Below are 26141 nucleotides of genomic sequence, written 5' to 3'. Positions count from 1 at the left end.
TTAAGGTCAAGGGGGAAATATGAATATTAGCGATGTGGCGAAAAAAACCGGTTTAACCAGCAAAGCCATTCGGTTTTATGAAGAGAAAGGGCTGGTGACGCCGCCATTACGTAGCGAAAATGGTTATCGCACCTACACGCAGAAGCATTTAAACGAGCTGACGTTGCTGCGACAGGCGAGGCAGGTGGGGTTTAATCTGGAAGAGTGTGGCGAACTGGTCAATCTGTTTAACGATCCGCGACGCCATAGCGCAGATGTGAAAAAGCGGACGCTGGAAAAGGTCGCGGAGATCGAGCGCCATATCAGCGAGCTGCAATCAATGCGCGATCAACTGCTGGCGCTGGCGGAGAGTTGTCCCGGCGATGACCGCGCCGACTGCCCGATTATTGATAATCTTTCCGGCTGCTGTCATCACAAGGCGCAAAAGCCACGTTGATTAAACGGCACGAATGCGTAAGGTGATGCCTTCCACGGCGATCACTTCGACATGCGTACCTGCGCGCAGGTCTTCGTCAGCGCATACCGGCCACGAGCTGTCGCCGACACGCATATGACCCCGTCCGTTAACTAACGCGGCATCAAGCATAAATCGGCGGCCTACCAGTTGTTGTCCGCGTTGGTTAAGGCGGCTGTCGGTCGGCTTCTGCTCCCGCACGCGACGCGCCAGCCAGCGCCACCAAAGCCAGGCCGCCAGCAACGTTAAGGCCGCAAACAGCACGCCCTGCCATTCCCAGCCGAGCGGTAAGAGCCAGACGGTTAAGCCGGTAATCACTGCCGCCACGCCGCTCCACAGCAAATAGCCGTTACCGCCGAGCATTTCCGCAGCCAACAACAGGCCGCCGAGGCTAAGCCAGAAGATATGCGGATGTACCAGAATCATCGCTATCATGCTTTTTTCCGTTCGCTGGCGCTGTCCTTAACCAGCTCGCTGATCCCGGCGATAGCGCCCATCAGACTGCTGGCATCCAGCGGCATCATGACCACTTTGCTGTTATTCGCCGAGCCGATTTGCTGTAACGCTTCGGTGTATTTCTGCGCCACGAAGTAGTTTATCGCCTGAATATCCCCGGCGGCGATGGCTTCAGACACCATCTGCGTAGCGCGGGCTTCCGCTTCGGCGGAACGTTCGCGCGCTTCCGCCTGCAGGAAAGCGGACTGACGTTCGCCTTCGGCTTTCAGAATCTGCGACTGTTTTTCCCCCTCGGCTTTCAGGATTTCCGCCTGACGTACCCCTTCGGCCTCAAGGATATAGGCGCGTTTGGTACGTTCCGCTTTCATCTGGGCGTTCATCGAGGAGATCAATTCCGCGGGCGGGCGGACATCGCGAATTTCGATACGGGTAACTTTAATTCCCCACGGGTTGGTGGCTTCATCGACAATATGCAGCAGCCGCGTGTTGATGCTGTCGCGCTGGGAGAGCATTTCATCCAGCTCCATCGAACCGAGCACCGTACGGATATTGGTCATGGTCAGGTTAATGATCGCCAGTTCCAGGTTACTGACTTCATAGGCGGCGCGCGGCGCATCGATAACCTGAATAAAACAGACCGCATCGATAGTGACGTTGGCGTTATCTTTTGAGATCACCTCCTGCGACGGAATATCCAGCACTTGCTCCATCATATTGATCTTGCGGCCAATTCTGTCCATAAACGGTACAACAAGGCTTAATCCCGGCTGCAGGGTTTTGGTGTAACGTCCAAAGCGCTCCACCGTCCACTGGTATCCCTGCGGAACGATTTTGACGCCCGCGCCGACGATCACCAGCGCGACGAAAATGAGAATAGGGATAAGAATGAGCATAGCTAAACCTCCTGTTGCGTTGTCCATAAACCGATTTTGCTGACGAATTAAGCGAATTATACCTGATTCAGTAAAGCATGTTCCCCCCTTATTAATTACAGGGATACACTATCGCTATAAAAATATGAACAATGGATGCGCAATAAATGACAGAACGTAGCATGTTGCTTGAGTTAAAGCAGGTCGGTTACCGGACTGCGACGACAAAAATAGTGAATAACATCAGTTTTACGCTGCAACGCGGCGAATTTAAGTTAATTACCGGTCCTTCTGGCTGCGGAAAAAGTACGTTGTTGAAAATGGTGGCCTCGTTAATAAGCCCTGATATCGGCGTGATTCTTTTTGAGGGGCAGGATATTACTACTCTGAGTCCGGAAGCCTATCGCCAGCAGGTTTCTTATTGCGCTCAGACGCCAGCGCTATTTGGCGATACGGTTTACGATAACCTGATTTTTCCCTGGCAAATTCGCCATCAGCGTCCGCAGCCGACAGCCTTCGCAGACGATCTGGCGCGTTTTGAACTGCCGGAGACGATTCTGCAAAAACCGATTGCCGCGCTTTCCGGCGGGGAAAAACAGCGTATTGCTCTAATTCGTAATCTACAGTTTCTGCCGAAAATACTGTTACTCGACGAAATAACCAGTGCGCTGGATGAACATAACAAACGGAATGTAAATGATATTATTCATCGCTATGTTCGCGATAAGCAGGTCGCTGTCTTGTGGGTAACGCATGATAAAGATGAAATTCAACACGCGGATAAGGTGATAACGTTAACGCCATCTGCCGGAGAGATGCAGGAGGCGCGTTATGAACGAGCATAATATTACCAATACCTCGCTGGCGTTATCGATGCTGCTGGTGGTGGTCGCGATGCTCATCAGTCACAAGGAAAAGCTGGCGCTGGAAAAAGATATTCTGTGGAGCGTATGCCGGGCGGTGATACAGCTCATTATTGTCGGCTATGTACTGAAATACATCTTTGGCGTTAATCATGCCGCCCTGACGCTGCTGATGGTGCTGTTCATCTGTTTTAACGCCGCATGGAATGCGCAAAAGCGCAGTAAATATATCGATAAGGCATTTCTCTCCTCGTTTATCGCCATCACCGCCGGCGCCGGGCTAACGCTGACGGTACTGGTGCTTACCGGTTCGATTGAATTTGCGCCGATGCAGGTGATTCCCATCGCTGGCATGGTCGCCGGTAATGCGATGGTAGCGGTAGGGCTGTGCTACAACCAACTGGGGCTGCGTTTTCATAGCGAGCAGCAGCAAATCCAGGAAAAATTAAGTTTGGGCGCAACGCCGAAAATGGCCTCCGCCGGGCTTATCCGCGATAGTATCCGCGCATCGCTTATCCCGACGATCGACTCGGCAAAGACCGTTGGGCTGGTGAGCCTGCCGGGGATGATGTCCGGGCTGATTTTTGCCGGGATCGATCCGGTAAAAGCGATTAAATATCAAATTATGGTAACGTTTATGCTGTTGTCGACAGCCAGCCTGTCTACCATCATTGCCTGCTATTTAACCTACCGGAAGTTCTATAATTCGCGTCATCAGTTGGTAGTAATGCCGCTCAAGAAATCATGATAGTTGCCGGATGATGGCGCAAGCGCCTTATCCGGCCTGAGGACGACAGGTAGGCCAGATAAGCTCGCCATCAGGCAAGAGAGGATTAATACAGTAGCGCGTACAACTGGCGGCGGTATTTCGACGCCAGCGCATCGCCGGTGCCGAGCGCGGCAAGGATCTCCTGGAAGGTTTTGCGCGTCTGTCCCTCGGCGGCGGTAAGATCTTTTCTCAGATGGCTGAACAGCAATTCCAGTGCTTCTTCATTACGTCCGACCTGGTGCAACTGCAATGCCAGTTGCGTTGCCAAAGCCGCATCCTGCGGATTGTCCGCGACTTGCTGCTGAAGTTGCTGAATTTCCGGCGTATCCGCCGCCTGTTTAAGCAGTTCGATCTGCGCAACCAGCCCCTGATAACGGGTATCCTGATCCTGTAGCGGTATAGTTTTTAACACCGCTTCGGCCTCTTCAGAGCGGTTCAGCGCAATTTGCGCTTCCGCCAGTAACAGGCCAATCTCACTGTTCTGCGAAGAGAGCTGCCAGGCGTCTTTGAGCAACGGCAGCGCGTCAATGTAGTTGCCCTCCTGCATTAACTGCATCGCTTGTTGCGCCTTTAGCTCTTCTTCGCGCGGCAGTACTTTATCCAGCAGAGCGCGGATCGCCTCTTCCGGCTGCGGTCCCTGGAAACCATCGACCGGTTGGCCATTCTGGAACAGATAGACTGTCGGGATGGCACGCAGCCCAAACTGAGCGGCGATCATCTGTTCGGCGTCGCAGTCCAGCTTTGCCAGAATAAACTGACCGTGGTACTGGGCAGCCAGACTTTCCAGCACTGGCGTTAATTGCAGACAGTGTTGGCTGCGTTCAGACCAGAAATAGAACAGTACCGGCGTGGTCATGGACTGCTCTAAGGTCTGCTGCAGGTTGGATTCATTAATATTGACAATGTTCTGTACGGACATGGCGTCGCTCTCTTTTGTCTGTGTCACGTTTACATGGGGGCTGACGGGCGCGCTTCAACTCAGCTTTGTAAAATTTTATCCAGCATCCGGCCCGGCAATATGCGTTTCAGCGCCATCACCGCCCAGGTGACCAGCGTAACGGGATAGCGCAGCCTGGGTTTATCGCTTGCAAAAGCATGACGTACTTTCGCTACTACCGCGTCAGGATCGCGGGTGAAACGTGCGGCGATGCCGGGATTTTCTACCGGTTTATCACGCTGCGTCTGGTTAACGTTATCGGTAAAACGGGTACGAATCGGCCCCGGTTCTATCAGGCTCACTTTAATGCCTGTGTGCCGTAGCTCCATACGTAGCGCGTCAGACCAGGCTTCGAGCGCATATTTGCTGGCGGCGTAAGCGCCGCGCCCTGGGGTGGAAATCAGCCCCATTACCGATGAGGTCATCACAATGCGTCCTTCGCCATGCGGCAACATGGCGGGAAGTAAGCGCATAGTAAGCTGATGCGCACCGAAGAAATTACTGGAAAACTGTTGCTCCATCTGCTCACGGCTGATGGTGGAAAGGGGGCCATATACGCCGTAGCCGGCATTGTTAAAGATCCCATACAGACGATTATCGGTCAGGGCGATCACTTCATCGGCGGCACGATCCACGCTTTCAGGGGAGTCGAGATCGATCAACACGCCGGTAAATCCCATACTGTTCATCCGGGCGACATCATCAGGTTTGCGGCAGCCCGCCAGGATTTGAAAGCCCTGGCGTTTAAGCTCAAGCGCGCTGTCCAGACCGATTCCGCTGGAACATCCTGTTATTAAGACCGATTTTTGCATAACTTTACCTGTCAGGATCTCCGTTGATTTAAGAGTCGTGGTTAACTATATCCGTCATACTTCAAGTTGCCTGTGCGTTCGTTTACTCCAGTCACATAGGTATCTATGCTCCTGGAAATTCTCTTACGTGCCGCCTTCATGCAACTCGAATTATTCAGGAGAGAAAAGGGGTCAACTGCTTCGCCATCCAGTCGGCAATAAACGGCTGGGCGTCGCGGTTGGGATGAATGCCGTCATCCTGCATCCACTGCGGTTTCAGATATACCTCCTCCATAAAAAACGGTAACAGAGGAATATCGAACTCTTTGGCGAGCTTAGGATAAATGGCGCTAAAGGATTCATTATAACGGCGACCGTAGTTAGCGGGCAGATGAATTTGCATCAGTAACGGTTGGGCATCGGCGGCTTTCACCGTCTGAATGATTTTACGTAGCGTCTGTTCGGTTTGCGCAGGCGCAAAACCGCGTAGGCCATCGTTGCCGCCAAGTTCCACCACTACCCAGCGCGGGTGATGCTGTTGCAACAGCGCCGGCAAACGCGCCAGTCCCTGCTGCGAGGTATCTCCGCTTATACTGGCATTAACGACCGACGTTTTGTTTTGCCATTTATCATTAAGGAGCGACGGCCATGCCGCGCTGGCGGCCATACGGTAACCGGCGCTGAGGCTATCGCCCAGAATTAATAAGGTGTCTGCGGCGGCGGCACGGAAAGTTAACAGGATCAAAAACAGGAAGGGCAAATGCCAGCGGAAAACAGTGTTGAAGTTCATCGTCTCAGGAAGTCCGTCGGTCAGGGTGAGCATGAGCTTTCCATCCTTACCGGAGTTGAACTGGTTGTCAAACGCGGCGAAACCATTGCGCTGATTGGCGAATCAGGATCGGGAAAATCTACGCTGCTGGCGATTCTCGCCGGACTGGATGACGGCAGTAGCGGAGAGGTCAGTCTGGTCGGGAAACCGCTTCACCAGATGGACGAAGAGGCGCGGGCGCAGCTTCGCGCTCAGCATGTCGGTTTTGTTTTTCAATCCTTCATGCTTATTCCTACGCTTAACGCGCTGGAAAACGTTGAGCTACCGGCCCTGCTACGCGGTGAAAACAGCGGTCAGAGTAAGGCGGGGGCGAAAGCGCTGCTCGAACAACTGGGACTGGGAAAACGGCTTGACCACCTTCCGGCACAGCTTTCCGGCGGCGAACAGCAGCGCGTAGCGCTGGCGCGCGCGTTTAACGGGCGTCCTGATGTGCTGTTTGCCGATGAGCCGACGGGCAACCTTGACCGTCAGACCGGAGATAAAATCGCCGACCTGCTATTTTCGCTTAACCGCGAGCACGGCACCACGCTGATTCTGGTGACGCACGACCCGGCGCTGGCGGCGCGCTGCGACCGGCGGCTGCGGTTGGTCAACGGTCAGTTACAGGAGGAGGCATGATAGCTCGCTGGTTCTGGCGCGAATGGCGCTCGCCGTCGCTGATTATTGTCTGGCTGGCGTTGAGTCTGGCGGTGGCCTGCGTACTAGCGCTCGGCAGTATCAGCGACCGGATGGAAAAAGGGTTAAGTCAGCAAAGCCGCGAGTTTATGGCAGGCGATCGGACGCTGCAAAGTTCGCGGGAGGTACCGAAAGCCTGGCTTGAAGAGGCGCGTAAACGCGGCCTTAACGTGGGCGAGCAGTTAACCTTTGCGACCATGACGTTTGCCGGCGATACGCCGCAACTGGCCAGCGTGAAGGCGGTAGATAGCGTTTATCCGATGTACGGCGAATTGCAAACCCGTCCTGACGGAGTGAAACCGCAGCCGGGTAGCGTACTGCTGGCGCCGCGTCTGATGGCGCTGCTTAATTTGAAAACGGGCGATACCATTGATGTCGGCGACGTGACCTTGCGTATTGCCGGTGAAGTGGTGCAGGAGCCGGATTCCGGGTTTAACCCTTTTCAGATGGCGCCGCGTCTGATGATGAATATGGCCGATGTGGAAAAAACCGGTGCGATACAGCCGGGGAGCCGCGTGATGTGGCGGTATAAATTCGGCGGAACGCCGCAACAGCTTGCTGGCTATGAAAGCTGGCTGTTACCGCAGCTTAAACCGGAACATCGCTGGTACGGACTGGAGGAGGATGACGGGGCATTGGGGAAATCGCTCGAACGTTCGCAGCAGTTTTTGCTGCTTTCGGCGTTATTAACGCTACTGCTGGCGGTAGCTGCCGTCGCGGTGGCGATGAGCCATTACTGCCGTAGCCGCTACGATCTGGTGGCGATTTTAAAAACGTTGGGCGCGGGCCGGGCCCAGTTGCGTAAACTTATTATCGGACAGTGGTTGATGGTGCTGGGGCTTTCCGCCGTCACGGGAGGCGCGATTGGGTTACTGTTTGAAAACATATTGCTGGTGCTGCTAAAACCGGTATTGCCCGCCGATTTGCCGCCCGCCAGCCTGTGGCCCTGGCTGTGGGCGCTGGGCGCGATGACGGTCATCTCTTTGCTGGTCGGTTTACGGCCTTATCGATTGTTGCTGGCGACCCAGCCGCTACGGGTGCTGCGCCGCGATGTTGTTGCTCGCGTCTGGCCGTTAAAAATTTATTTGCCTGTTGCCTGCGCCGTCGTGGTGGCGCTGCTCGCCGGATTGATGGGCGGAAGTATGCTGTTGTGGGCGGTTCTGGCGGGCGCCGTGATACTGGCGCTGCTGTGCGGTCTGGTGGGCTGGATGCTGCTTAACGTGCTGCGCGGCATGACGTTGACGTCGCTACCGCTGCGTCTGGCCGTCAGCCGACTTCTGCGTCAGCCGTGGTCAACGTTGAGTCAGCTTTCGGCGTTTTCGCTTTCGTTTATGCTGCTGGCGCTCTTGCTGGTGCTGCGCGGCGACCTCCTTGATCGCTGGCAACAGCAGCTCCCGCCGGAAAGTCCGAACTATTTCCTTATCAATATTGCTTCAGAACAGGTTGCGCCGCTGAAAGCCTTTTTGGCAGAACATCAGGTGATTCCGCAGACGTTTTATCCGATTGTGCGGGCGCGGTTAACCAGGATAAACGGTAATCCGACGGAAGGTCAGCAGGATGAGTCGCTCAACCGTGAACTGAATTTGACCTGGCAGGATACGCGCCCGGCGCATAATCCGCTGGTCGCCGGTCACTGGCCGCCAAAACCGGGCGAAGTCTCTATGGAAGAGGGGCTGGCGAAGCGGCTGAACGTCAAACTCGGCGATAGCGTAACCTTTATGGGCGATACCCAGGCATTTAGCGCTAAAGTCACCAGCCTGCGTCAAGTGGACTGGGAAAGCCTGCGGCCCAACTTTTTCTTCATTTTTCCTTCCGGGGCTCTGGACGGTCAACCGCAAAGCTGGTTGACCAGTTTTCGCTGGGAGAATGGCAACGGCATGTTAACGCAGCTTAACCGCGAGTCTCCTACCGTCAGCCTGTTAGATATCGGGGCGATCCTGAAACAGGTGGGACAGGTGCTGGAGCAGGTCAGTCGGGCGCTGGAGGTGATGGTTGTGCTAGTCACCCTCTGCGGCATGTTGCTATTACTGGCCCAGGTACAGGTCGGGATGCGTCAGCGCCATCAGGAGCTGGTGGTGTGGCGCACGTTAGGAGCCGGAAAGAAACTGTTGCGTACCACACTCTGGTGCGAATTCGCCATGCTGGGATTAGTTGCCGGGCTGGTCGCCGCGATTGGCGCGGAAACGGCGCTGGCGATCTTACAAATCAACGTTTTTGATTTCCCCTGGGAGCCGGACTGGCGTTTATGGGTCGCACTGCCGTTTTGCGGCGCGCTGCTGCTTTCCGTATGCGGCGGCTGGCTTGGCGTTCGTTTGCTGAAAGGCAAAGCGCTATTCCGACAGTTTAACGGATGATTCATGATGTGAATAATTTCGCGCCGGTTTTTAAAACGGCGCGTACTTTTTTAGTCGCACAAATTGATAACTCCTTGATTTTTAGTAGCACAAATCATTAAAAAATACACAACACGTAAGGTTTTATAACAGTTATTATTTGCCTGCTAAATGATTTGGATTGGCTATCTATCAAGGAAAATATAATGACAATTAAAATAACAGCGTTGGCGGCATCGATCGGCGCGGCAGTGGCTTTCATGCCTTTCGCCACTCAGGCGGAAATCACCGTTTTAAAACAAGATCCCCAGGCGGGTAATCCACTCAGCCGACTCAATTTCACCGTTGGCGGGAGTATTCGTCCGCAGTTCCAGAATATGACCGGCAATGACGGCGCGAACGGTTATAAACGTAATGGTTTTGATGGCGGGACGCGTTTCCGCTTCGCCGCGGATTATTATCTGTTTGATGATATCAGTTGGATTAGCTATTACGAGCTGGGCGTCAATATCCCTGCGGTATTTGACTGGGATAACCATTATGCGAAGGGCGCGACTGATACCACTCGCCGTATGCTGTATACCGGCTTCAAGAGCGCGACGTGGGGAACGCTGACCTTCGGTCAACAGAACAGCATTTATTACGATGTGGTGGGCGTAAAAACCGATATCTGGGATTACGACATGATAGGTCAGGCGCCGGGCAACGGGATTAACGGCGACTACGATGGTTCTTACCGCACGCGTAAGTCATTGAAGTATAAGAAAAGCATTGGCAATGTCGATCTCTACGCGTCTTATCTGTTCAGCGACGATTATAATGCCAATAACGGCCTGAATTACAAACGTAAAGGCGGCGGTTCTTTAGGCGCGGATTACCATCTCACCGACGATCTGACCTGGGGGACGGCATGGAACTATACCCGTGCGGAGATGCGCGGCAACGGCAATAAAACTTACGATCAAAATATTGTCGGTACCGCGTTAAGCTGGACGCCGGAAAACTGGACTATCGCCGCAGGCGGCGGTTGGTATCAGAACTTTATGACGACCAAAAAAGTATCTGTGAATGATTACTTTGCCGGCGATGCGTGGGGTCTGGAATATTTTGTCGGTTACGCTTTCCCGATTGGTCAGTATGCCGTGAAAGCTATTCAACCGTACTTTATGGGCGACCGCATTGAATATGTGAATGGCCGCGACTATCTGCGTACCGATAACGGCGTGGGGATCACCTTCCAACTGGATTATGGTTTCCGCGTTGATTATGAACATGTTTTCACCTCCAGCACTGACAATCTGGGCGATATGAACCTGGTGCGTCTGCGTTACGATTTCTAAAGCGTTTTCCTGTGCCGGATGTTGGCGTTAAGACCTCTTATCCGGCATTTCCCTTTACGCCATTCCCGCCTGACACACGCCTGAGCGCCTGCCTCGTACATTTAACGACACACCAGGAAACATCATGAAATAATTTCAAGGACAGCAGGCTGTGATCTGTGTCATGTTAAGAAATAGCCTTTCGTTTGGGCCAAAACAGACGATGCCGCATGAACGGCATCCGGCACAGCATCACACTATTTAAAATGGAGAAATTATGGGATTGCGTCAGAGTTTACGCATTGCGGCCAGCACGCTATTACTGGCCTGCGGATTACAGTTTGCCCATGCCGATAGTTCCCCGCAAACGATCGTATTTGGCGTCGCGCCAGGGCCGTATGGCGACATGGTGAAGCAGGCGATTGCGCCGACATTAAAAGAAAAAGGGTATAAGGTCGTGGTGCGCGAGTTTAGCGACTATGTCCAGCCCAATATGGCGTTAGCTAATGGCAGCATCGACGCCAACCTCTTTCAACATACCCTCTATTTTGACAAATTCACCGCTGACAAAGGGCTGAAGCTCAGCAAACTTATTGTGGTACCGACCGCCGGGATGGGCTTCTATTCACGTAAAATCAACAGCCTGGATGCGCTTAAAAAAGGGGACATTATTACCCTCTCCAACGATCCGACCAACCTGGCGCGCGGCCTTCGCTTCCTGCAATCGTTGGGGCTTATCACGATTAAGGACAATATCGATCCGACCAAAGCCTCTGAACGAGATATCGCCAGCAATCCAAAAGGACTGGTTTTCAAACCGCTGGAAGCCGCACAGCTACCGCGCACGCTGGATGGCGTGACCGGCGCGCTGGTTAACGGGAACTTTGCGGTGGCGGCAGGACTCGATCTCTCCAGCGCGATTAAGCAGGAACACCTGGATGAGAACCTGAAAAATATCATTGCGGTACGCAGTGAAGATGCCGATAAGCCGTTTGCCAAAGATATTGTCGAGGCGGTGAAATCGCCGGCTTATCGCGCGGTTATCGACGATCCAAAGAATATTTATAGCGCCTTCCAGAAACCGGAATGGATGACCGCGACACCCTGATCGCAGCGGTGGCCATCCCCAATTTCTGAGGTGAATATGATTGAAATAGAAAAAGTCTGCGTCGATTTTACCGCCGGGCGCGGTACCTCCACGCGCGCGGTGGATGATGTGAGCCTGCATATCGCCGCGGGCGAGATTTTTGGCATTGTCGGTACCAGCGGCGCAGGAAAAAGCACGCTGCTGCGTACCCTGAACGCCTTAACGCGTCCCAGCCAGGGGCGCGTCAACGTCAACGGCGTGGAAATTTCGGCGCTGGACGGAAAAGCGTTACGCCAGGCGCGGCAGCGTATTGGTATAATTTTCCAGCATTTTAACTTAATGCATACCCGGACAGTGGCGCAAAACGTTGCGTTTAGCCTGAAAGCGGCTGGCTGGGAACGCAGCAAAATCGCGCCACGGGTGGCGGAAATTTTAACGCTGGTGGGCCTTGCCGATAAAGCGAACCGTTTTCCGGTACAGCTCAGCGGCGGGCAAAAACAGCGGGTGGGGATAGCGCGCGCTATCGCTAACCATCCGGATGTGTTGTTGTGTGACGAACCAACTTCCGCTCTGGATCTGGAAACTTCCGCCACGATTCTGGCTCTGCTCAGACAGATCAACGCACAGCTCGGGATTACTATTGTGCTGATCACCCATGAAATGAACGTGATCAAATCTATTTGCGATCGCGTGGCGGTGATGTCGGGCGGTAAGGTTGTGGAATCGGGCGAGGTGTTTGATGTGTTTGCCCACCCGCAACACGCTTTCACACAGCAACTGGTGTCTCATACCCTTAATTTGACCCTGCCGGAACGTTTACGGGAACACCTGCCCGGGCAGTTGCTGAAAATTTTGTTTATCGGCGATTCGGCGGAGCAGCCGGTACTGTCGGAGGTGGCGATCAAGTTTGGCGTCGCGGTCAATATCCTGCATGGCAAGATTGAATATATCGGCGAACGCGCGTTGGGCATTCTGGTGGTGCAATTAACCGCGCCGCATAATCCAACGGCGGTGGCCGCCGCCGTGGAGCATATCCGTCAACGTACCGCACAGGTGGAGGTGATCCGTGGATGATTTATTGCCGGATTTAACGCTGGCGTTCAATGAAACTTTCCAGATGTTGAGTATTTCAACGGTGCTGGCGATTCTTGGCGGTCTACCGCTCGGTTTTCTGATTTTTGTCACCGATCGTCATCTGTTCTGGCAGAACCGTTTTATTTATCTCGTCGCCTCGGTTCTGGTGAATATTATCCGCTCGGTGCCATTTGTTATTTTACTGGTGCTGTTACTGCCGCTAACGCAGCTTTTGCTGGGCAATACGATTGGCCCGATTGCAGCCTCCGTCCCGCTGTCGGTGGCCGCAATCGCGTTTTATGCACGCCTGGTAGATAGCGCGCTCCGTGAAGTCGATAAAGGGATTATTGAGGCGGCGCTGGCATTCGGCGCTAGTCCGATGCGTATTATCTGTACCGTACTGTTGCCGGAAGCCAGCGCAGGGCTGCTGCGCGGCCTGACGATTACGCTGGTAAGCTTAATCGGCTACTCGGCGATGGCCGGGATTGTCGGCGGCGGCGGGGTAGGCGACCTGGCGATTCGCTATGGCTACTACCGTTACGAAACCGAAGTGATGGTTGTTACCGTAGTGGCGCTGATTGTGCTGATTCAGGTCGTTCAGATGCTGGGCGACTGGCTGGCAAAACGTGCCGACAAGCGCGACAGACACTAAGCCGGCTCAATGTAGCGTCAGCCGGCAATAAAAATAAGCTATTGCGCTTTTAGCCAGTTGGCAACGTCTTGCCATGGGCCGCGAAAAACGATATTCGCGGCTTTTTTCTCCAGTTGATAGCGATACATCGGGTCGTAATATTCGTTAAGTAGCGGAACCAGCCATGCCATATGGCCGTCGGTGCTGCCGCTGGATAATTGCTCCGCCAGCGCCCTATCCAGCGTGTCCGTCAGTTCGGCAAAGCGTTGCAACCCCAGACGGCGGCGAATAGCGAACAGTCCATGATGAAGATATTCACTATACGCCTGCCAACCGGCTTCATCGCCGTAGGCGTGGGTGAAGTCGTGATGCATACGGATGAAATACTCTTCACGCAGTCGTTCCAGACGAAGCGCAAACGGATCTTCCACTACCGCAATGGGGGCCTGCGCCATTCTTTCGCGTAAACACTCAGGCAGATGGTTGGCGCCGATCGTTCGCCCTTCATCTTCCAGTACCCACCTTTTTAGCGTCTGACGCGCGTTAATTTTCAGCAATTCAACGGCAAGTTTGTTTTCAAAACTGGCCTGGCTGAGCTGGGGGTTCAGCGTGCGGCCAAAAGAGGAGCCGCGATGACGCGCGAGACCTTCCAGATCCACGCCGTTGGGCTGTTGTCGCACCAGTTGCGTTTTGCCGCTGCCCGTACAGCCGCCAATTAAAAGTATCGGTTTTTGTGCCAGTTGCCAGGTCGCCTGAATTGCTGTCTGGCGCAGCGCTTTATAGCCGCCTTCAATAAGCGGGCAGTCAATCCCTGTTTCTTGCAGCCAACGTTGTACGATATGTGACCGCTGACCGCCGCGCGCGCAGCACAGATACCCGTTGGGGAAACGTTGATACGCGGCTTTCCAGGCCTCAAGCCGCTGCTGGCGAATGTCGCCGCAAACCAGCCGATGCCCCAGCGCTAACGCCGCATCCGCGCCCTGACGTTTGTAGCAGGTGCCGACGGCGGCTCGCTCGTCATCCATCATCAATGGCAGGTTGATAGCGCCCGGCATGGCGCCCTGTTCAAACTCAATCGGCGCGCGTACATCAATTAAAGGCGTATCGGCAAGGAGGAGCGCGCGATAGTCCTGTGCTTTTTGTCTGTCTTGCATAACGTAAAACGTAACCTCAAATCATCCCTTGCGTTATTTTACGCGCCAATTCGCAAAGTGGCTTGATTTTTAACAGCGTACGGTATTGAAAATGGATAAAAAACCGGCTATTTCGGGTTGCCGTTGGGTAAATAATTTCACAATGTCTTCTACCGCTTTGCCTCCGCCAAATTTATGCCAGGCGAGGCTTAACGGTGAGGGCGGACGCATCGTAGGGATGGTACAGCTTACCAGTTCGTTTTTGTCGATCAGCGTTTGACAAAGCGGCTGCGGGACAAAACCGATACCGACGCCTGCCAGATGAGCGGCGATTTTGGTTTCCATATCAGGCACGATAATTTCCTTCTGCCCCGGAAGGCGCCAGGCTACCCGCTTGGTCAGCGTACGTGCGCTGTCTTCGATATTAATTGCCGGGAAACGGCGCAACTGCGCTTCTGTTAGAGGCCCGCTGACGTGAGCTAAAGGATGATCCGCAGACATCAAAAAACGCCATTGTACGGAACCTAAAGGGTCGAGCATAAAGGTATTAGCCAACGGCTCGGTGCCAGTTACGCCAATCGCCAGCGAAAAACCTTCATACAGGAGCGAATCCCAGACGCCCATATAAATTTGCCGGGAAAAGTGAAACTGAGTGAAAGGGTAACGCGCATTAAGCCACGATAAGAGACTGGCGACCGCTTGCGGGCTATAGAGCAGGTTATTAACCACAATATTGACCTGACGCTCTACGCCGTCGTTAACCTGGCGTAGCTCGTCAGGCATGCTGTCCAGCCACGCAAGCCAGTCTTTTGCCTGAGAGAGAAGGTGAGAGCCCGCCGCCGTCAACGAGACGCTTCGCGTTGTGCGAAAGAACAGCCCTACGCCGGTATTTTCCTCCAACAGTTTGATGCGGTAGCTAATGGTTGCCGTGGTTTTACACAGGCGCTCCGCCGCTTTGGAGAAACTCCCCGTTTCGGCAACGCTGATAAAGGTACGCAGTGTTTCCGGGTCAAACATCGTCAGACGCCTCCTTACGATCCTGATAAAACCAGAATTGTTTTCCTATGATTTTTAAGTAGTTTTACATAATAGCCATGTTTGATTTGTGGTCTAAATCTACTTTTGGAAAAATATTCCAACTTTTATGTTGATGTTAAATCCCGAAGGTTTTAGATTGCATGGTATTGAAACCGGACAGAGTCCAAACCGCGGTTAAACGGAATCGAGCTACAAGGGAAAAATAATGAAACTTGAGGTATTACCGTTAGATCAGAAGACGTTCAGCGCTTATGGCGATGTTATTGAGACGCAGGAACGTGACTTTTTTCATATAAACAACGGGTTAGTTGAGCGATATCACGACCTGGCGAAGGTTGAAGTTCTGGAGCAGGATCGCACGCTGATCAGTATTAACAGGGCGCAACCGGCCGCGATGCCTATTGTGGTACATGAACTGGAACGTCATCCTTTAGGTACGCAGGCGTTTGTGCCGATGAACGGCGAGGCTTTTGTCGTTATTATCGCGCTCGGCGATGATAAACCCGATCTCTCCACGCTGCGGGCGTTTATTAGCAACGGACGGCAGGGCGTCAATTATCACCGTAATGTATGGCATCACCCGCTGTTTGCGTGGCAGACGGTTACCGATTTTCTGACGGTGGATCGCGGTGGCAGCGATAACTGTGATGTTGAAAGTATCCCGACACATGAACTCTGTTTTGCGTGACGCTATTGGCCTTCTTGCATAAGATGAACATATTGTTCATTGTTTATGCTCATATTTTGGGCCGGAGTTAACGTAAATATGACGGAAGTAAGACGACGCGGCAGGCCAGGACAGGCAGAGCCGACTGCGCAGAAAGGCGCTCAGGCGCTGGAGAGGGGCATAGCGATATTGCAATATCTCGAAAGAAGCGGCGGCAGTTCATCAGTTAGCGATATTTCCGGCAGCCTGGATTTACCGCTTTCTACGACGTTTCGCCTGTTAAAGGTACTGCAAGCGGCTGATTTTGTGTACCAGGATAGCCAGCTTGGCTGGTGGCATATTGGTTTAGGCGTATTTAATGTGGGCTCTGCGTATATTCATAATCGCGATGTCCTCTCGGTGGCCGGACCCTTTATGCACCGACTTATGCTGCTTTCTGGCGAGACGGTCAACGTAGCGATTCGCAACGGTAATGAAGCGGTGTTAATCGGTCAAAAGGAGTGCAAATCGATGGTCAGAATGTGCGCGCCCTTAGGGAGTCGTCTGCCGTTACATGCTTCCGGCGCCGGAAAAGCGCTGCTTTACCCGCTCACCGAAGAAGAGCTGGTGGGGATCGTCGTCAATACCGGTTTGCGGCGGTTTACGCCGACCACTCTGGTGGATTTACCTATCCTGCTTAAAAATCTGGAGCAGGCGCGTGAACAGGGCTACACCGTCGACCAGGAAGAACATGTTGTCGGGCTGAATTGTATCGCCTCCGCTATCTATGACGATGCGGGCAGCGTGGTCGCCGCTATCTCGATATCGGGACCGGCTTCCCGGCTGACGGAAGATCGCTTTATCAGCCAGGGGGAACTGGTACGGGATACCGCGAAAGACATCAGTACGGCGCTTGGGCTAAAACCCCCTGTAGCCTGAGCCGCATCCCGCTCGCTGGAGCGGGACTTTTTTAAAATTTTTAAAAGTTGGAAACTTTTTCCAATAAAAAGAGGTAGCAATAAAATGGCAAAAATGAGAGCCGTGGATGCGGCAATGTATGTGCTGGAAAAAGAAGGTATCACCACAGCATTCGGCGTTCCTGGGGCTGCAATCAACCCCTTCTATTCTGCAATGCGTAAGCATGGAGGCATTCGCCATATACTGGCGCGTCATGTGGAAGGCGCTTCACATATGGCTGAGGGCTACACACGTGCGGCGGCAGGTAATATTGGGGTCTGCCTGGGCACTTCCGGCCCGGCGGGAACCGACATGATCACCGCGCTCTATTCCGCTTCTGCCGACTCTATCCCGATTTTATGCATTACCGGTCAGGCGCCACGAGCGCGTCTGCACAAGGAAGATTTCCAGGCAGTCGATATTGAAGCAATTGCAAAACCAGTCAGCAAGATGGCAGTAACGGTTCGTGAGGCGGCGCTGGTGCCGCGCGTATTACAGCAGGCTTTTCATCTGATGCGCTCAGGCCGCCCAGGTCCTGTGCTGGTTGATTTACCGTTTGATGTCCAGGTTGCGGAAATCGAATTCGATCCGGATATGTATGAGCCGCTGCCGGTATATAAGCCAGCCGCCAGCCGCGTACAGATTGAAAAGGCGCTGGAGATGCTGATTCAGTCCGAGCGTCCGGTAATTGTCGCGGGCGGCGGGGTTATTAACGCCGACGCCGCGCCACTGCTGCAGCAGTTTGCCGAACTGACCAGCGTACCGGTGATCCCTACTCTGATGGGCTGGGGCTGTATCCCGGACGATCACTCCTTAATGGCGGGGATGGTCGGCCTGCAAACGGCACACCGCTACGGCAACGCCACTCTGCTGGCATCCGATATGGTTTTTGGCATCGGTAACCGTTTCGCCAACCGTCATACGGGGTCCGTTGAGAAATATACTCAGGGGCGAAAAATCATCCATATCGATATTGAACCGACGCAAATTGGCCGCGTGTTGTGCCCGGATCTGGGCATCGTTTCGGACGCCAAAGCGGCGCTAACGTTGCTGATCGATGTCGCGCAGGAGATGCAAAAGGCGGGGCGTTTGCCATGCCGGAAGACCTGGGTGGACGAATGCCAGCAGCGTAAACGGACTTTGCTGCGTAAAACCCACTTTGACAACGTGCCAGTGAAGCCGCAGCGCGTCTATGAAGAGATGAACAAAGCCTTTGGTCGCGATGTGTGCTATGTCACCACCATTGGATTGTCGCAAATCGCGGCAGCGCAGATGCTGCATGTGTTTAAAGACAGACACTGGATCAACTGCGGCCAGGCGGGGCCTCTTGGCTGGACAATCCCGGCGGCATTAGGGGTTTGTGCTGCCGATCCGCAACGCAATGTGGTGGCGATTTCCGGCGATTTCGACTTCCAGTTCCTGATTGAAGAGTTAGCCGTCGGCGCGCAGTTTAACATTCCGTATATCCATGTGCTGGTTAACAACGCTTATCTTGGTCTGATTCGCCAGTCGCAACGCGCATTTGACATGGACTACTGCGTACAGCTTGCCTTTGAAAATATCAACTCCAGCGAAGTGAATGGCTATGGCGTTGACCATGTAAAAGTGGCGGAAGGGTTAGGCTGTAAAGCAATTCGTGTCTTTAAACCGGAAGATATTGCGCCTGCATTTGAACAAGCCAAAGCGCTAATGGCGCAATATCGCGTTCCGGTGGTGGTGGAAGTCATTCTGGAACGCGTAACCAATATTTCCATGGGCAGCGAACTGGATAACGTAACCGAGTTTGAAGAGGTTGCGGATAGTGCGAAAGATGCGCCAACAGAAACCTGTTTTATGAAATATGAGTAAGGGAGGTAATCGATGTTACGTTTCTCTGCCAATCTTTCTATGCTGTTTACGGAATATGATTTCCTGGAACGCTTTGATAAAGCGGCGTTGTCGGGATTTCGCGGCGTGGAATTCATGTTTCCCTACGATAACGACATCGAAGTGTTAAAACGTAAGCTCAGGGATAATAATCTGGAACATACGTTACATAATTTACCTGCTGGCGACTGGGCGGCTGGCGAACGTGGAATTGCCTGTATTCCTGGGCGCGAAGAAGAGTTTCGCGATGGCGTAGCGGCCGCAATCCGTTATGCACGTGCGTTAGGCAATAAGAAAATAAATTGTCTGGTGGGTAAAACGCCGTCAGGATTCTCCGCAACGGAGATCCACGACACGTTGGTCGAAAACCTGCGCTATGCGGCAAATATGCTGGCGAAAGAAGACATTTTATTACTTATCGAACCTATTAATCACTTTGATATGCCGGGATTCCATCTCACCGGCACTCAACAGGCGTTAGCATTAATTAAGGATATCGGCAGCGATAATATCAAAATTCAGTATGATATTTATCACATGCAACGCATGGAAGGGGAATTAACGCAAACCATGACGGCATGGGCCGATAAAATAGGCCATTTACAGATTGCTGATAACCCGCGTCGCGGCGAGCCGGGGACCGGGGAAATTAATTATGACTTTATTTTTAATGTCATTAAACAGTCTGGTTATGATGGCTGGGTTGGCTGTGAATATAAACCACTGACTACCACGGAAGCGGGATTATCGTGGATTAATCAGTACCGTTAAAACGCAGAATAATTCGGGCAGCGCTTTTTTTTCCACTGTGTTGGAAGGGGATTGTGTTGCCTGAATCTGGAAACACCGAAAGCAATAAAAGAGGTTGTATATGAAACTGGGATTTATTGGCCTGGGAATTATGGGCTCGCCAATGGCTATCAATTTGGCACGCGCCGGTCATCAATTACACGTTACGACTATTGGTCCGGTCGCGGACGAACTGCTCTCGCTGGGGGCGGTAAATGTTGAGACTGCACGTCAGGTAACTGAATTTGCAGACATCATCTTCATAATGGTGCCGGATACGCCGCAGGTTGAAGACGTGTTATTTGGCGAACACGGTTGCGCCAAAACATCGCTTCAGGGAAAAACCATCGTCGATATGAGTTCTATTTCTCCTATCGAAACCAAACGTTTTGCCCAGCGCGTTAATGAAATGGGCGCTGATTACCTGGATGCCCCGGTTTCCGGGGGAGAAATCGGGGCGCGTGAAGGCACTCTGTCGATTATGGTCGGCGGCGAGCAGAAAGTCTTTGACCGCGTTAAACCGCTCTTTGACATCCAGGGAAAAAATATCACCCTGGTGGGCGGCAATGGGGATGGGCAAACCTGTAAGGTGGCTAACCAAATTATTGTTGCGCTGAATATTGAAGCGGTTTCTGAAGCCTTAGTGTTTGCTTCAAAAGCAGGCGCCGATCCGGTACGCGTGCGCCAGGCGTTAATGGGCGGGTTCGCCTCTTCACGCATTCTGGAAGTTCACGGCGAGCGCATGATCAACCGGACGTTCGAGCCTGGTTTCAAAATCGCGCTTCATCAGAAAGACCTTAATCTTGCATTGCAAAGCTCAAAAGCGCTGGCGCTGAATTTACCGAATACGGCGACCTGCCAGGAATTATTCAATACCTGTGCGGCAAATGGCGGGAGCCAGCTTGATCATTCGGCAATGGTACAGGCGCTGGAATTAATGGCCAATCATAAATTGTCCTAATTATGTGTATCGCTGCGGCTGCAGCGATACCTGTTCACAAGGAACACTCTGTAAAGGTGAAGAACATGAGTGAAACTAAAAAATCCGGGATTGATTACTGGAAACAAATTGTTGTCGTAATGAGTCTGGGCTGGGTAGCGATTTGGATCTATCGCACCGTGCTTACGCCAATTTATCCAGAAATTCAGGCATCTTTAGACAATGTAAGTAATGCAGAAATAGGCGCCATTGCAAGTTTTTACTTTTTTGCTTACTGCAGTATGCAAATCCCTTGCGGAATATTGGTCGATAAATTCGGTCAAAAAATCATGCTGATGGCCGGATTTACGCTTTTTATTATTGGTACACTCTGTATCGCGAAAGCCAATGGCCTGGCCATGATCTATACAGGGTCGCTAATGGCAGGCGGAGGATGCGCTTCTTTCTTTAGCTCGGCTTATTCACTCTCTTCGGCAAACGTGCCGCAGGCCCGTCGGGCATTAGCCAACGCGATTATCAACAGCGGGTCGGCTATAGGGATGGGGATTGGCTTAATCGGTTCCAGCATATTAGTAAAAAACATGAGCATGGCCTGGCAGAATGTACTGTATATCGTGGCCGCGATATTAGTAATCATGCTGTGCGTTTTTACGCTGGTCATTCGTGGTAAAGCCAAAAGCGACTCTGCGCAAGCGGAAAAGCAAACCCAAACCGTTACGGAAGATGAGAAACGCGCGCCTTTATTCTCTGGTTTATTGTGTAGCGTTTACTTCCTCTATTTCTGTACCTGCTACGGTTATTATTTGATAGTGACCTGGCTGCCTTCTTATCTCCAGACTGAAAGAGGATTTGATGGCGGAGCTATCGGGCTGGCATCAGCGCTGGTAGCGGTGGTTGGCGTACCGGGAGCGTTATTTTTTAGCCATCTGTCAGATAAATTTCGTAACAGTAAAGTTAAGGTTATTCTCGGTCTGGAAATTGTGGCGGCAGCAATGTTGGCGTTTACGGTTTTGTCCCCGAATACCACGATGCTGATGGTCAGCCTGACGCTATACGGCTTGCTGGGGAAAATGGCGGTAGACCCGATCCTGATCTCCTTTGTATCTGAACAGGCTTCGGCAAAAAGTCTGGGAAGAGCTTTCAGCCTTTTTAACTTCTTTGGCATGAGTTCAGCGGTTGTCGCCCCAACGTTGACCGGATTTATTTCGGATGTAACGGGGTCGAAGGAGATCAGTTTTGTGATTTCAGCATGTTTAGTGGTTACCGGAACGCTGATCTTTGCTGTCGTCACTTTATATAAAAAGAAAGCAACACAACGTATTGCTTCAGCTTAAAAATAATTATATCTACTGTTTCTTTATTTTATATTTATTTGTTCCTCATAGCTAAACCCATAACAACGTTATCCGATGCGTGAAAAGAGGGATTTATGGAACATCAAAGAGAGCTATACCAGCAGCGCGGTTATAGCGAAGACTTATTACCTAAAACAGAAACCCAACGAAACTGGAAAGCATTTAACTATTTCACCTTATGGATGGGATCTGTACATAACGTGCCAAATTACGTTATGGTCGGCGGTTTTTTTATACTGGGGCTATCAACATTTAATATCATGTTGGCCATTATTATCAGCGCATTATTTATTGCGGCAGCGATGGTAATGAATGGCGCGGCAGGCAGCAAATATGGCGTTCCTTTTGCTATGATATTGCGAGGTTCTTACGGCGTCCGCGGCGCGCTATTCCCTGGATTATTACGAGGGGGAATCGCGGCAATTATGTGGTTCGGCTTGCAGTGTTACGCGGGAACGCTGGCATTTCTTATTTTGATTGGGAAGATCTGGCCAGGATTTCTGACATTAGGCGGAGATTTCAAGCTGCTGGGTCTTTCACTGCCAGGACTAATTACTTTTCTAATTTTTTGGATTATTAACGTTGGCATCGGTTTTGGCGGTGGTAAAGTATTAAATAAATTTACCGCTATCCTCAATCCATGTATTTACATTGTCTTTGGCGGCATGGCTATTTGGGCAATATCGCTGGTCGGCATTGGCCCGATTCTGGACTATCTGCCTTCAGGCGTGCAAAAAGCAGAGCACAGCGGCTTTCTGTTCCTGGTGGTGATTAACGCCGTAGTCGCCGTCTGGGCTGCGCCAGCGGTAAGCGCGTCCGATTTCACGCAAAACGCGCATTCATTTCGCGCTCAGGCATTGGGACAAACGCTGGGGCTTATCGTAGCGTATATATTATTCGCCGTAGCCAGCGTGTGCATTATTGCCGGAGCCAGTATTCATTATGGTATGGATACCTGGAACGTGCTGGATATTGTGCAGCGCTGGGACAGCCTGTTTGCTTCATTCTTTGCGGTGCTGGTGATTCTGATGACGACAATTTCAACCAACGCCACCGGTAATATTATACCTGCGGGGTATCAAATTGCGGCGCTTGCCCCGACAAAGCTTAACTATAAAAATGGCGTAATGATTGCCAGTATTATCAGTCTACTGATTTGCCCATGGAAATTAATGGAGAATCAGGACAGTATTTATCTGTTCCTCGATATTATCGGCGGTATGCTTGGCCCGGTAATCGGCGTAATGTTAGCTCATTATTTTGTGGTAATGCGTGGAAAAATTAATCTTGATGAGCTGTACACCGCCAGCGGTGATTACAAATATTATGATAATGGATTTAACCTGACTGCATTTTCAGTCACCCTGGTCGCAGTCATTCTGTCATTAGGCGGCAAGTTTATACCATTTATGGAGCCTTTATCCCGCGTGTCTTGGTTTGTAGGCGTAATAGTTGCGTTCGTTGCTTATGCGCTATTGAAGAAACGCACGGGTTTTGAAAATACAGGAGAGCAAAAACTCGTAGGTTAAATATTGAAAAAGCATTAAGCGTATTTAATGAAGTGTGCGCTATTTAAAAACTATCTGTATCCATACAAGGAGTTTGTTATGTCTTTGGATTTAATTATTAAGAACGGTACTGTCATCTTAGAAAACGAAGCGAGAGTTATCGATATCGCCGTCCAGGGCGGAAAAATCGCCGCGATTGGCGAGAACCTGGAGGAAGCGAAAAATGTGCTGGATGCGACGGGATTGATCGTTTCGCCGGGCATGGTTGACGCGCATACCCACATTTCTGAACCGGGCCGTACCCACTGGGAAGGCTATGAAACCGGTACGCGCGCGGCGGCGAAAGGCGGTATTACCACGATGATTGAGATGCCGCTCAATCAGCTGCCGGCGACGGTCGATCGTGAGACGATTGAACTCAAGTTTGACGCGGCAAAAGGTAAATTGACCATCGACGCCGCGCAGTTGGGCGGTTTGGTTTCTTATAACCTGGATCGGCTGCATGAGCTGGACGAAGTGGGCGTTGTCGGCTTCAAGTGCTTTGTCGCCACCTGCGGCGATCGTGGCATCGATAATGATTTTCGCGACGTTAATGACTGGCAGTTTTACAAAGGCGCGCAAAAACTGGGGGAAATGGACCAGACGGTACTGGTACATTGCGAAAATGCTCTGATTTGCGATGAGCTGGGTGAAGAAGCTAAACGCGAAGGACGCGTAACGGCGCATGATTATGTCGCCTCACGTCCGGTATTTACTGAAGTGGAAGCCATTCGTCGCGTGCTGTATCTGGCGAAAGCAGCAGGTTGCCGTCTGCACGTTTGCCATATCAGCAGCCCGGAGGGGGTAGAGGAAGTAACGCGCGCGCGTCAGGAAGGTCAGGATGTCACCTGTGAATCGTGCCCGCACTATTTTGTCCTCGATACCGATCAGTTCGAAGAGATTGGCACCCTGGCAAAATGTTCTCCGCCAATTCGCGACCAGGAAAACCAGAAAGGGATGTGGGAAAAACTGTTTAACGGCGAAATCGACTGCCTGGTATCCGACCACTCTCCATGCCCTCCGGAAATGAAAGCAGGCAATATCATGCAAGCATGGGGCGGAATTGCCGGACTGCAAAACTGCATGGACGTCATGTTTGATGAAGCGGTGCAAAAACGCGGTATGTCGTTGCCGATGTTTGGCAAATTAATGGCGACCAACGCCGCCGATATTTTTGGTCTGAAACATAAAGGACGTATTGCCCCCGGCAAAGATGCTGACCTGGTCTTTATTCAGCCTGACAGCAGCTATGTTCTGAAAAATGAAGATCTGGAATATCGCCATAAAGTCAGTCCGTATGTTGGCCGTACTATTGGCGCGCGTATTACCAAAACGATTTTGCGCGGCGATGTTATTTATGACATCGAGCATGGCTTCCCTGTGCCGCCAAAAGGTCAGTTTATCCTTAAACATCAGCAGTAATCCGGTGTGATTTAATGCCCGTCGTCACGACGGGCATTCTCTATTTTAAGGTGTGGATATGTTCCCTGTTATTAACCGCGAAAGTGTATTGTCCGGCTTTCAGTGGTTTTTCTTTATTTTCTGTAACACGGTTGTGGTTCCCCCTACCTTGCTGTCCGCTTTTCATCTTCCCGCTGATAACCTGTTAATGCTCACACAATACGCTTTTTTGACCACCGCGTTGGCCTGCCTGGTTCAGGCATTTTGCGGCCATCGCCGCGCCATTATGGAAGGGCCGACAGGGCTGTGGTGGGGCGCTATTCTTACGATTACGCTTGGCGAGGCGTCTCGCGGCACGCCGCTGAACGATATCGCCTCCAGCCTGTCGGTCGGGATCGCGATCTCCGCAATGGTGACGATATTTATCGGCATTAGCGGGTTAGGACACCGTCTGGCTCGCCTGTTTACGCCGGCGGTAATGGTTTTTTTCATGCTGCTTTTGGGCGCGCAGCTGACCTCAATATTTTTTAAAGGCATGCTGGGGCTGCCTTTTGGCATTGCCGATACCAGCGCCAGAATCAAATTGGCCCCCTTTGGGCTGGCGGTCGCGGTAATGTGTTTTATCCTCGCGATGATTATTTTCCTGCAGCAGCGTATCTCCCGTTACGCGTTACTGGCAGGGACCGTGGTCGGGTGGGGGCTATGGCGGTTATGCTTTCCTTCGTCACACTTACCGCCAGGTGAATTAAGCTGGCGATGGTTTCCGCTGGGCAGCCACGGCACGCTGATGCCGGGTATTATTGTGACGGCGGTGATGACGGGGTTAGTCAACATCAGCAACACTTACGGCGCCATCCGCGGTACCGATATCTTTTATCCGCATCAAGGGTCGGGCAGTTCTCGTTATCGCCGAAGCTTTATGATTTCCGGACTGATGACGTTAGTGACGGTGCCTTTCGCTGTCGTGCCTTTTTCGCCTTTTGTATCTTCCATTGGTTTATTAACGCAAACCGGCGACAGTTCTCGCAAATCCTTTATCTGCGGTAGCGCGCTGTGTCTGCTGGTTGCCATTATAACGCCGTTAACCCGCTTATTTTGCGCTATTCCACTGGCGATCAGCAGCGCCGTTATGCTGGTCTCTTATTTACCTTTACTTTATTCCGGTTTGGTTTTTAGCCAGCAAATTACGTTTACCGCGCGGAATATTTATCGCCTGGCGTTACCGCTTTTTGTCGGCATTTTTTTGATGGGGCTTCCTCCGGTCTATTTACAGGATCTTCCACTGATGATTCGTCCTCTGCTTAGCAACGGATTACTGGTGGGAATCTTACTGGCAGTGCTTATGGAAAATCTTATTCCGTGGGAACGCATTAAATAAC

General features: G+C 52.0%; 25 protein-coding genes. 18 read left to right on the top strand and 7 right to left on the bottom strand.

Translation table 11 applies throughout. The features are described from left to right. Positions 1–19 precede the first annotated feature (19 nt). A complete protein-coding gene (gene cueR / locus ACLJRU_RS02995; protein WP_001539345.1) occupies positions 20–436 on the top strand; it encodes a Cu(I)-responsive transcriptional regulator in 417 nt (138 codons plus the stop codon). On the opposite strand, the gene ACLJRU_RS02990 is transcribed toward cueR, so the two are convergent. Next, the gene (locus ACLJRU_RS02990; RefSeq protein WP_000561177.1) at positions 437–889 is read right to left on the bottom strand and encodes an NfeD family protein; all 453 of its coding nucleotides are present in this window, start codon (positions 887–889) and stop codon (positions 437–439) included. Next, positions 886–1803, bottom strand: coding sequence for an SPFH domain-containing protein (locus ACLJRU_RS02985; RefSeq protein ID WP_000906146.1), 918 nt, complete (start codon positions 1801–1803; stop codon positions 886–888). The genes ACLJRU_RS02990 and ACLJRU_RS02985 overlap by 4 nt, the downstream gene beginning before the upstream one ends. A gap of 146 nt (positions 1804–1949) precedes the next feature. On the opposite strand from ACLJRU_RS02985, the gene fetA reads away from it, so the two are divergent. Together fetA and fetB are read left to right on the top strand one after the other, a co-directional pair. Next, the gene (fetA, locus tag ACLJRU_RS02980) at positions 1950–2627 is read left to right on the top strand and encodes an iron efflux ABC transporter ATP-binding subunit FetA (RefSeq protein ID WP_000140192.1); all 678 of its coding nucleotides are present in this window, start codon (positions 1950–1952) and stop codon (positions 2625–2627) included. Beyond that, positions 2614–3393, top strand: a complete 780-nt coding sequence (gene fetB / locus ACLJRU_RS02975; protein ID WP_023235524.1) for an iron efflux ABC transporter permease subunit FetB — start codon at positions 2614–2616, stop codon at positions 3391–3393. Before fetA ends, fetB begins: the two co-directional genes overlap by 14 nt. An 85-nt stretch (positions 3394–3478) precedes the next feature. Here the strand turns inward: fetB and cnoX are convergent, their stop codons facing one another. From cnoX to tesA, 3 genes are all read right to left on the bottom strand, one after another. Continuing rightward, positions 3479–4333: a chaperedoxin gene (gene cnoX / locus ACLJRU_RS02970; RefSeq protein ID WP_000116058.1), complete on the bottom strand. Its 855-nt coding sequence runs from the start codon at positions 4331–4333 to the stop codon at positions 3479–3481. A gap of 59 nt (positions 4334–4392) precedes the next feature. Next, positions 4393–5163, bottom strand: coding sequence for an SDR family oxidoreductase (locus tag ACLJRU_RS02965; RefSeq protein WP_001172802.1), 771 nt, complete (start codon positions 5161–5163; stop codon positions 4393–4395). 154 nt (positions 5164–5317) lie between these two features. After that, positions 5318–5932, bottom strand: a complete 615-nt coding sequence (tesA, locus tag ACLJRU_RS02960; protein WP_001010574.1) for a multifunctional acyl-CoA thioesterase I/protease I/lysophospholipase L1 — start codon at positions 5930–5932, stop codon at positions 5318–5320. Between tesA and ybbA the strand changes: the two genes are divergently transcribed. The 6 genes from ybbA (at position 5903) to ACLJRU_RS02930 (ending at position 13111) form a co-directional block, all read left to right on the top strand. Then, complete coding sequence (gene ybbA / locus ACLJRU_RS02955; RefSeq protein ID WP_001110598.1) at positions 5903–6589, top strand: putative ABC transporter ATP-binding protein YbbA; 687 nt, start codon at positions 5903–5905, stop codon at positions 6587–6589. The genes tesA and ybbA overlap by 30 nt on opposite strands. Continuing rightward, entirely contained in the window at positions 6586–9000 is a 2415-nt protein-coding gene (gene ybbP / locus ACLJRU_RS02950) for a putative ABC transporter permease subunit YbbP (RefSeq protein WP_038393952.1), read from the top strand. Before ybbA ends, ybbP begins: the two co-directional genes overlap by 4 nt. Positions 9001–9185: 185 nt before the next feature. Next, a complete protein-coding gene (locus ACLJRU_RS02945) occupies positions 9186–10319 on the top strand; it encodes a porin (RefSeq protein WP_000152869.1) in 1134 nt (377 codons plus the stop codon). Positions 10320–10575: 256 nt separating this feature from the next. Further along, positions 10576–11406, top strand: a complete 831-nt coding sequence (locus ACLJRU_RS02940; RefSeq protein WP_000524317.1) for a MetQ/NlpA family ABC transporter substrate-binding protein — start codon at positions 10576–10578, stop codon at positions 11404–11406. A gap of 36 nt (positions 11407–11442) precedes the next feature. After that, positions 11443–12459 carry a virulence-associated ABC transporter ATP-binding protein SfbB gene (gene sfbB / locus ACLJRU_RS02935; protein ID WP_000569666.1) on the top strand — a complete coding sequence of 339 codons (1017 nt, stop codon included), beginning with the start codon at positions 11443–11445 and terminating at the stop codon, positions 12457–12459. Beyond that, positions 12452–13111, top strand: a complete 660-nt coding sequence (locus ACLJRU_RS02930) for a methionine ABC transporter permease (protein ID WP_023235526.1) — start codon at positions 12452–12454, stop codon at positions 13109–13111. The genes sfbB and ACLJRU_RS02930 overlap by 8 nt, the downstream gene beginning before the upstream one ends. A 38-nt stretch (positions 13112–13149) precedes the next feature. On the opposite strand, the gene mnmH is transcribed toward ACLJRU_RS02930, so the two are convergent. Continuing rightward, positions 13150–14244: a tRNA 2-selenouridine(34) synthase MnmH gene (mnmH, locus tag ACLJRU_RS02925; RefSeq protein WP_001154077.1), complete on the bottom strand. Its 1095-nt coding sequence runs from the start codon at positions 14242–14244 to the stop codon at positions 13150–13152. A 69-nt stretch (positions 14245–14313) separates the two neighbouring features. Continuing rightward, positions 14314–15240: an HTH-type transcriptional activator AllS gene (allS, locus tag ACLJRU_RS02920; protein ID WP_000460165.1), complete on the bottom strand. Its 927-nt coding sequence runs from the start codon at positions 15238–15240 to the stop codon at positions 14314–14316. 226 nt (positions 15241–15466) lie between these two features. On the opposite strand from allS, the gene allA reads away from it, so the two are divergent. The 9 genes from allA (at position 15467) to ACLJRU_RS02875 (ending at position 26140) form a co-directional block, all read left to right on the top strand. Further along, the gene (gene allA, locus ACLJRU_RS02915; protein WP_001539355.1) at positions 15467–15949 is read left to right on the top strand and encodes an ureidoglycolate lyase; all 483 of its coding nucleotides are present in this window, start codon (positions 15467–15469) and stop codon (positions 15947–15949) included. 78 nt (positions 15950–16027) lie between these two features. After that, the gene (gene allR / locus ACLJRU_RS02910) at positions 16028–16846 is read left to right on the top strand and encodes an HTH-type transcriptional repressor AllR (protein WP_000141265.1); all 819 of its coding nucleotides are present in this window, start codon (positions 16028–16030) and stop codon (positions 16844–16846) included. Positions 16847–16930: 84 nt separating this feature from the next. Next, complete coding sequence (gene gcl, locus ACLJRU_RS02905; RefSeq protein ID WP_023235527.1) at positions 16931–18712, top strand: glyoxylate carboligase; 1782 nt, start codon at positions 16931–16933, stop codon at positions 18710–18712. A gap of 12 nt (positions 18713–18724) precedes the next feature. After that, positions 18725–19501, top strand: coding sequence for a hydroxypyruvate isomerase Gip (gene gip, locus ACLJRU_RS02900; protein WP_000943591.1), 777 nt, complete (start codon positions 18725–18727; stop codon positions 19499–19501). Between the two features lie 100 nt (positions 19502–19601). Then, a complete protein-coding gene (gene glxR, locus ACLJRU_RS02895; RefSeq protein WP_001539359.1) occupies positions 19602–20480 on the top strand; it encodes a 2-hydroxy-3-oxopropionate reductase in 879 nt (292 codons plus the stop codon). Between the two features lie 65 nt (positions 20481–20545). After that, positions 20546–21793 carry an MFS transporter gene (locus ACLJRU_RS02890; protein ID WP_000005060.1) on the top strand — a complete coding sequence of 416 codons (1248 nt, stop codon included), beginning with the start codon at positions 20546–20548 and terminating at the stop codon, positions 21791–21793. Between the two features lie 95 nt (positions 21794–21888). Beyond that, positions 21889–23343 carry an allantoin transporter gene (locus tag ACLJRU_RS02885; protein ID WP_001539360.1) on the top strand — a complete coding sequence of 485 codons (1455 nt, stop codon included), beginning with the start codon at positions 21889–21891 and terminating at the stop codon, positions 23341–23343. A gap of 78 nt (positions 23344–23421) precedes the next feature. Continuing rightward, positions 23422–24783 carry an allantoinase AllB gene (allB, locus tag ACLJRU_RS02880; protein WP_023235529.1) on the top strand — a complete coding sequence of 454 codons (1362 nt, stop codon included), beginning with the start codon at positions 23422–23424 and terminating at the stop codon, positions 24781–24783. Positions 24784–24841: 58 nt separating this feature from the next. Then, positions 24842–26140: a uracil/xanthine transporter gene (locus ACLJRU_RS02875; RefSeq protein WP_001539363.1), complete on the top strand. Its 1299-nt coding sequence runs from the start codon at positions 24842–24844 to the stop codon at positions 26138–26140. Position 26141: the final 1 nt, after the last annotated feature.

The sequence above is a fragment of the Salmonella sp. SAL00653 genome (assembly GCF_046552515.1).
GTDB classification, from domain to species: Bacteria; Pseudomonadota; Gammaproteobacteria; order Enterobacterales; family Enterobacteriaceae; genus Salmonella; species Salmonella enterica.
This window is presented reverse-complemented; position numbering and strand designations above follow the sequence as displayed.

Excerpts from the sequence above, each read along its gene's own strand:
- glxR (WP_001539359.1), top strand. The coding sequence starts at position 19,602 with ATGAAACTGGGATTTATTGGCCTGGGAATTATGGGCTCGCCAATGGCT.
- ACLJRU_RS02985 (WP_000906146.1), bottom strand. The coding sequence starts at position 1,803 with ATGCTCATTCTTATCCCTATTCTCATTTTCGTCGCGCTGGTGATCGTC.
- gcl (WP_023235527.1), top strand. The coding sequence starts at position 16,931 with ATGGCAAAAATGAGAGCCGTGGATGCGGCAATGTATGTGCTGGAAAAA.
- mnmH (WP_001154077.1), bottom strand. The coding sequence starts at position 14,244 with ATGCAAGACAGACAAAAAGCACAGGACTATCGCGCGCTCCTCCTTGCC.
- allR (WP_000141265.1), top strand. The coding sequence starts at position 16,028 with ATGACGGAAGTAAGACGACGCGGCAGGCCAGGACAGGCAGAGCCGACT.
- ACLJRU_RS02890 (WP_000005060.1), top strand. The coding sequence starts at position 20,546 with ATGAGTGAAACTAAAAAATCCGGGATTGATTACTGGAAACAAATTGTT.
- allA (WP_001539355.1), top strand. The coding sequence starts at position 15,467 with ATGAAACTTGAGGTATTACCGTTAGATCAGAAGACGTTCAGCGCTTAT.
- cueR (WP_001539345.1), top strand. The coding sequence starts at position 20 with ATGAATATTAGCGATGTGGCGAAAAAAACCGGTTTAACCAGCAAAGCC.
- ybbA (WP_001110598.1), top strand. The coding sequence starts at position 5,903 with ATGCCAGCGGAAAACAGTGTTGAAGTTCATCGTCTCAGGAAGTCCGTC.
- allS (WP_000460165.1), bottom strand. The coding sequence starts at position 15,240 with ATGTTTGACCCGGAAACACTGCGTACCTTTATCAGCGTTGCCGAAACG.
- ACLJRU_RS02940 (WP_000524317.1), top strand. The coding sequence starts at position 10,576 with ATGGGATTGCGTCAGAGTTTACGCATTGCGGCCAGCACGCTATTACTG.
- ACLJRU_RS02875 (WP_001539363.1), top strand. The coding sequence starts at position 24,842 with ATGTTCCCTGTTATTAACCGCGAAAGTGTATTGTCCGGCTTTCAGTGG.
- gip (WP_000943591.1), top strand. The coding sequence starts at position 18,725 with ATGTTACGTTTCTCTGCCAATCTTTCTATGCTGTTTACGGAATATGAT.
- ACLJRU_RS02885 (WP_001539360.1), top strand. The coding sequence starts at position 21,889 with ATGGAACATCAAAGAGAGCTATACCAGCAGCGCGGTTATAGCGAAGAC.
- fetA (WP_000140192.1), top strand. The coding sequence starts at position 1,950 with ATGACAGAACGTAGCATGTTGCTTGAGTTAAAGCAGGTCGGTTACCGG.
- cnoX (WP_000116058.1), bottom strand. The coding sequence starts at position 4,333 with ATGTCCGTACAGAACATTGTCAATATTAATGAATCCAACCTGCAGCAG.
- fetB (WP_023235524.1), top strand. The coding sequence starts at position 2,614 with ATGAACGAGCATAATATTACCAATACCTCGCTGGCGTTATCGATGCTG.
- ACLJRU_RS02945 (WP_000152869.1), top strand. The coding sequence starts at position 9,186 with ATGACAATTAAAATAACAGCGTTGGCGGCATCGATCGGCGCGGCAGTG.
- ybbP (WP_038393952.1), top strand. The coding sequence starts at position 6,586 with ATGATAGCTCGCTGGTTCTGGCGCGAATGGCGCTCGCCGTCGCTGATT.
- ACLJRU_RS02990 (WP_000561177.1), bottom strand. The coding sequence starts at position 889 with ATGATAGCGATGATTCTGGTACATCCGCATATCTTCTGGCTTAGCCTC.
- ACLJRU_RS02965 (WP_001172802.1), bottom strand. The coding sequence starts at position 5,163 with ATGCAAAAATCGGTCTTAATAACAGGATGTTCCAGCGGAATCGGTCTG.
- sfbB (WP_000569666.1), top strand. The coding sequence starts at position 11,443 with ATGATTGAAATAGAAAAAGTCTGCGTCGATTTTACCGCCGGGCGCGGT.
- tesA (WP_001010574.1), bottom strand. The coding sequence starts at position 5,932 with ATGAACTTCAACACTGTTTTCCGCTGGCATTTGCCCTTCCTGTTTTTG.
- allB (WP_023235529.1), top strand. The coding sequence starts at position 23,422 with ATGTCTTTGGATTTAATTATTAAGAACGGTACTGTCATCTTAGAAAAC.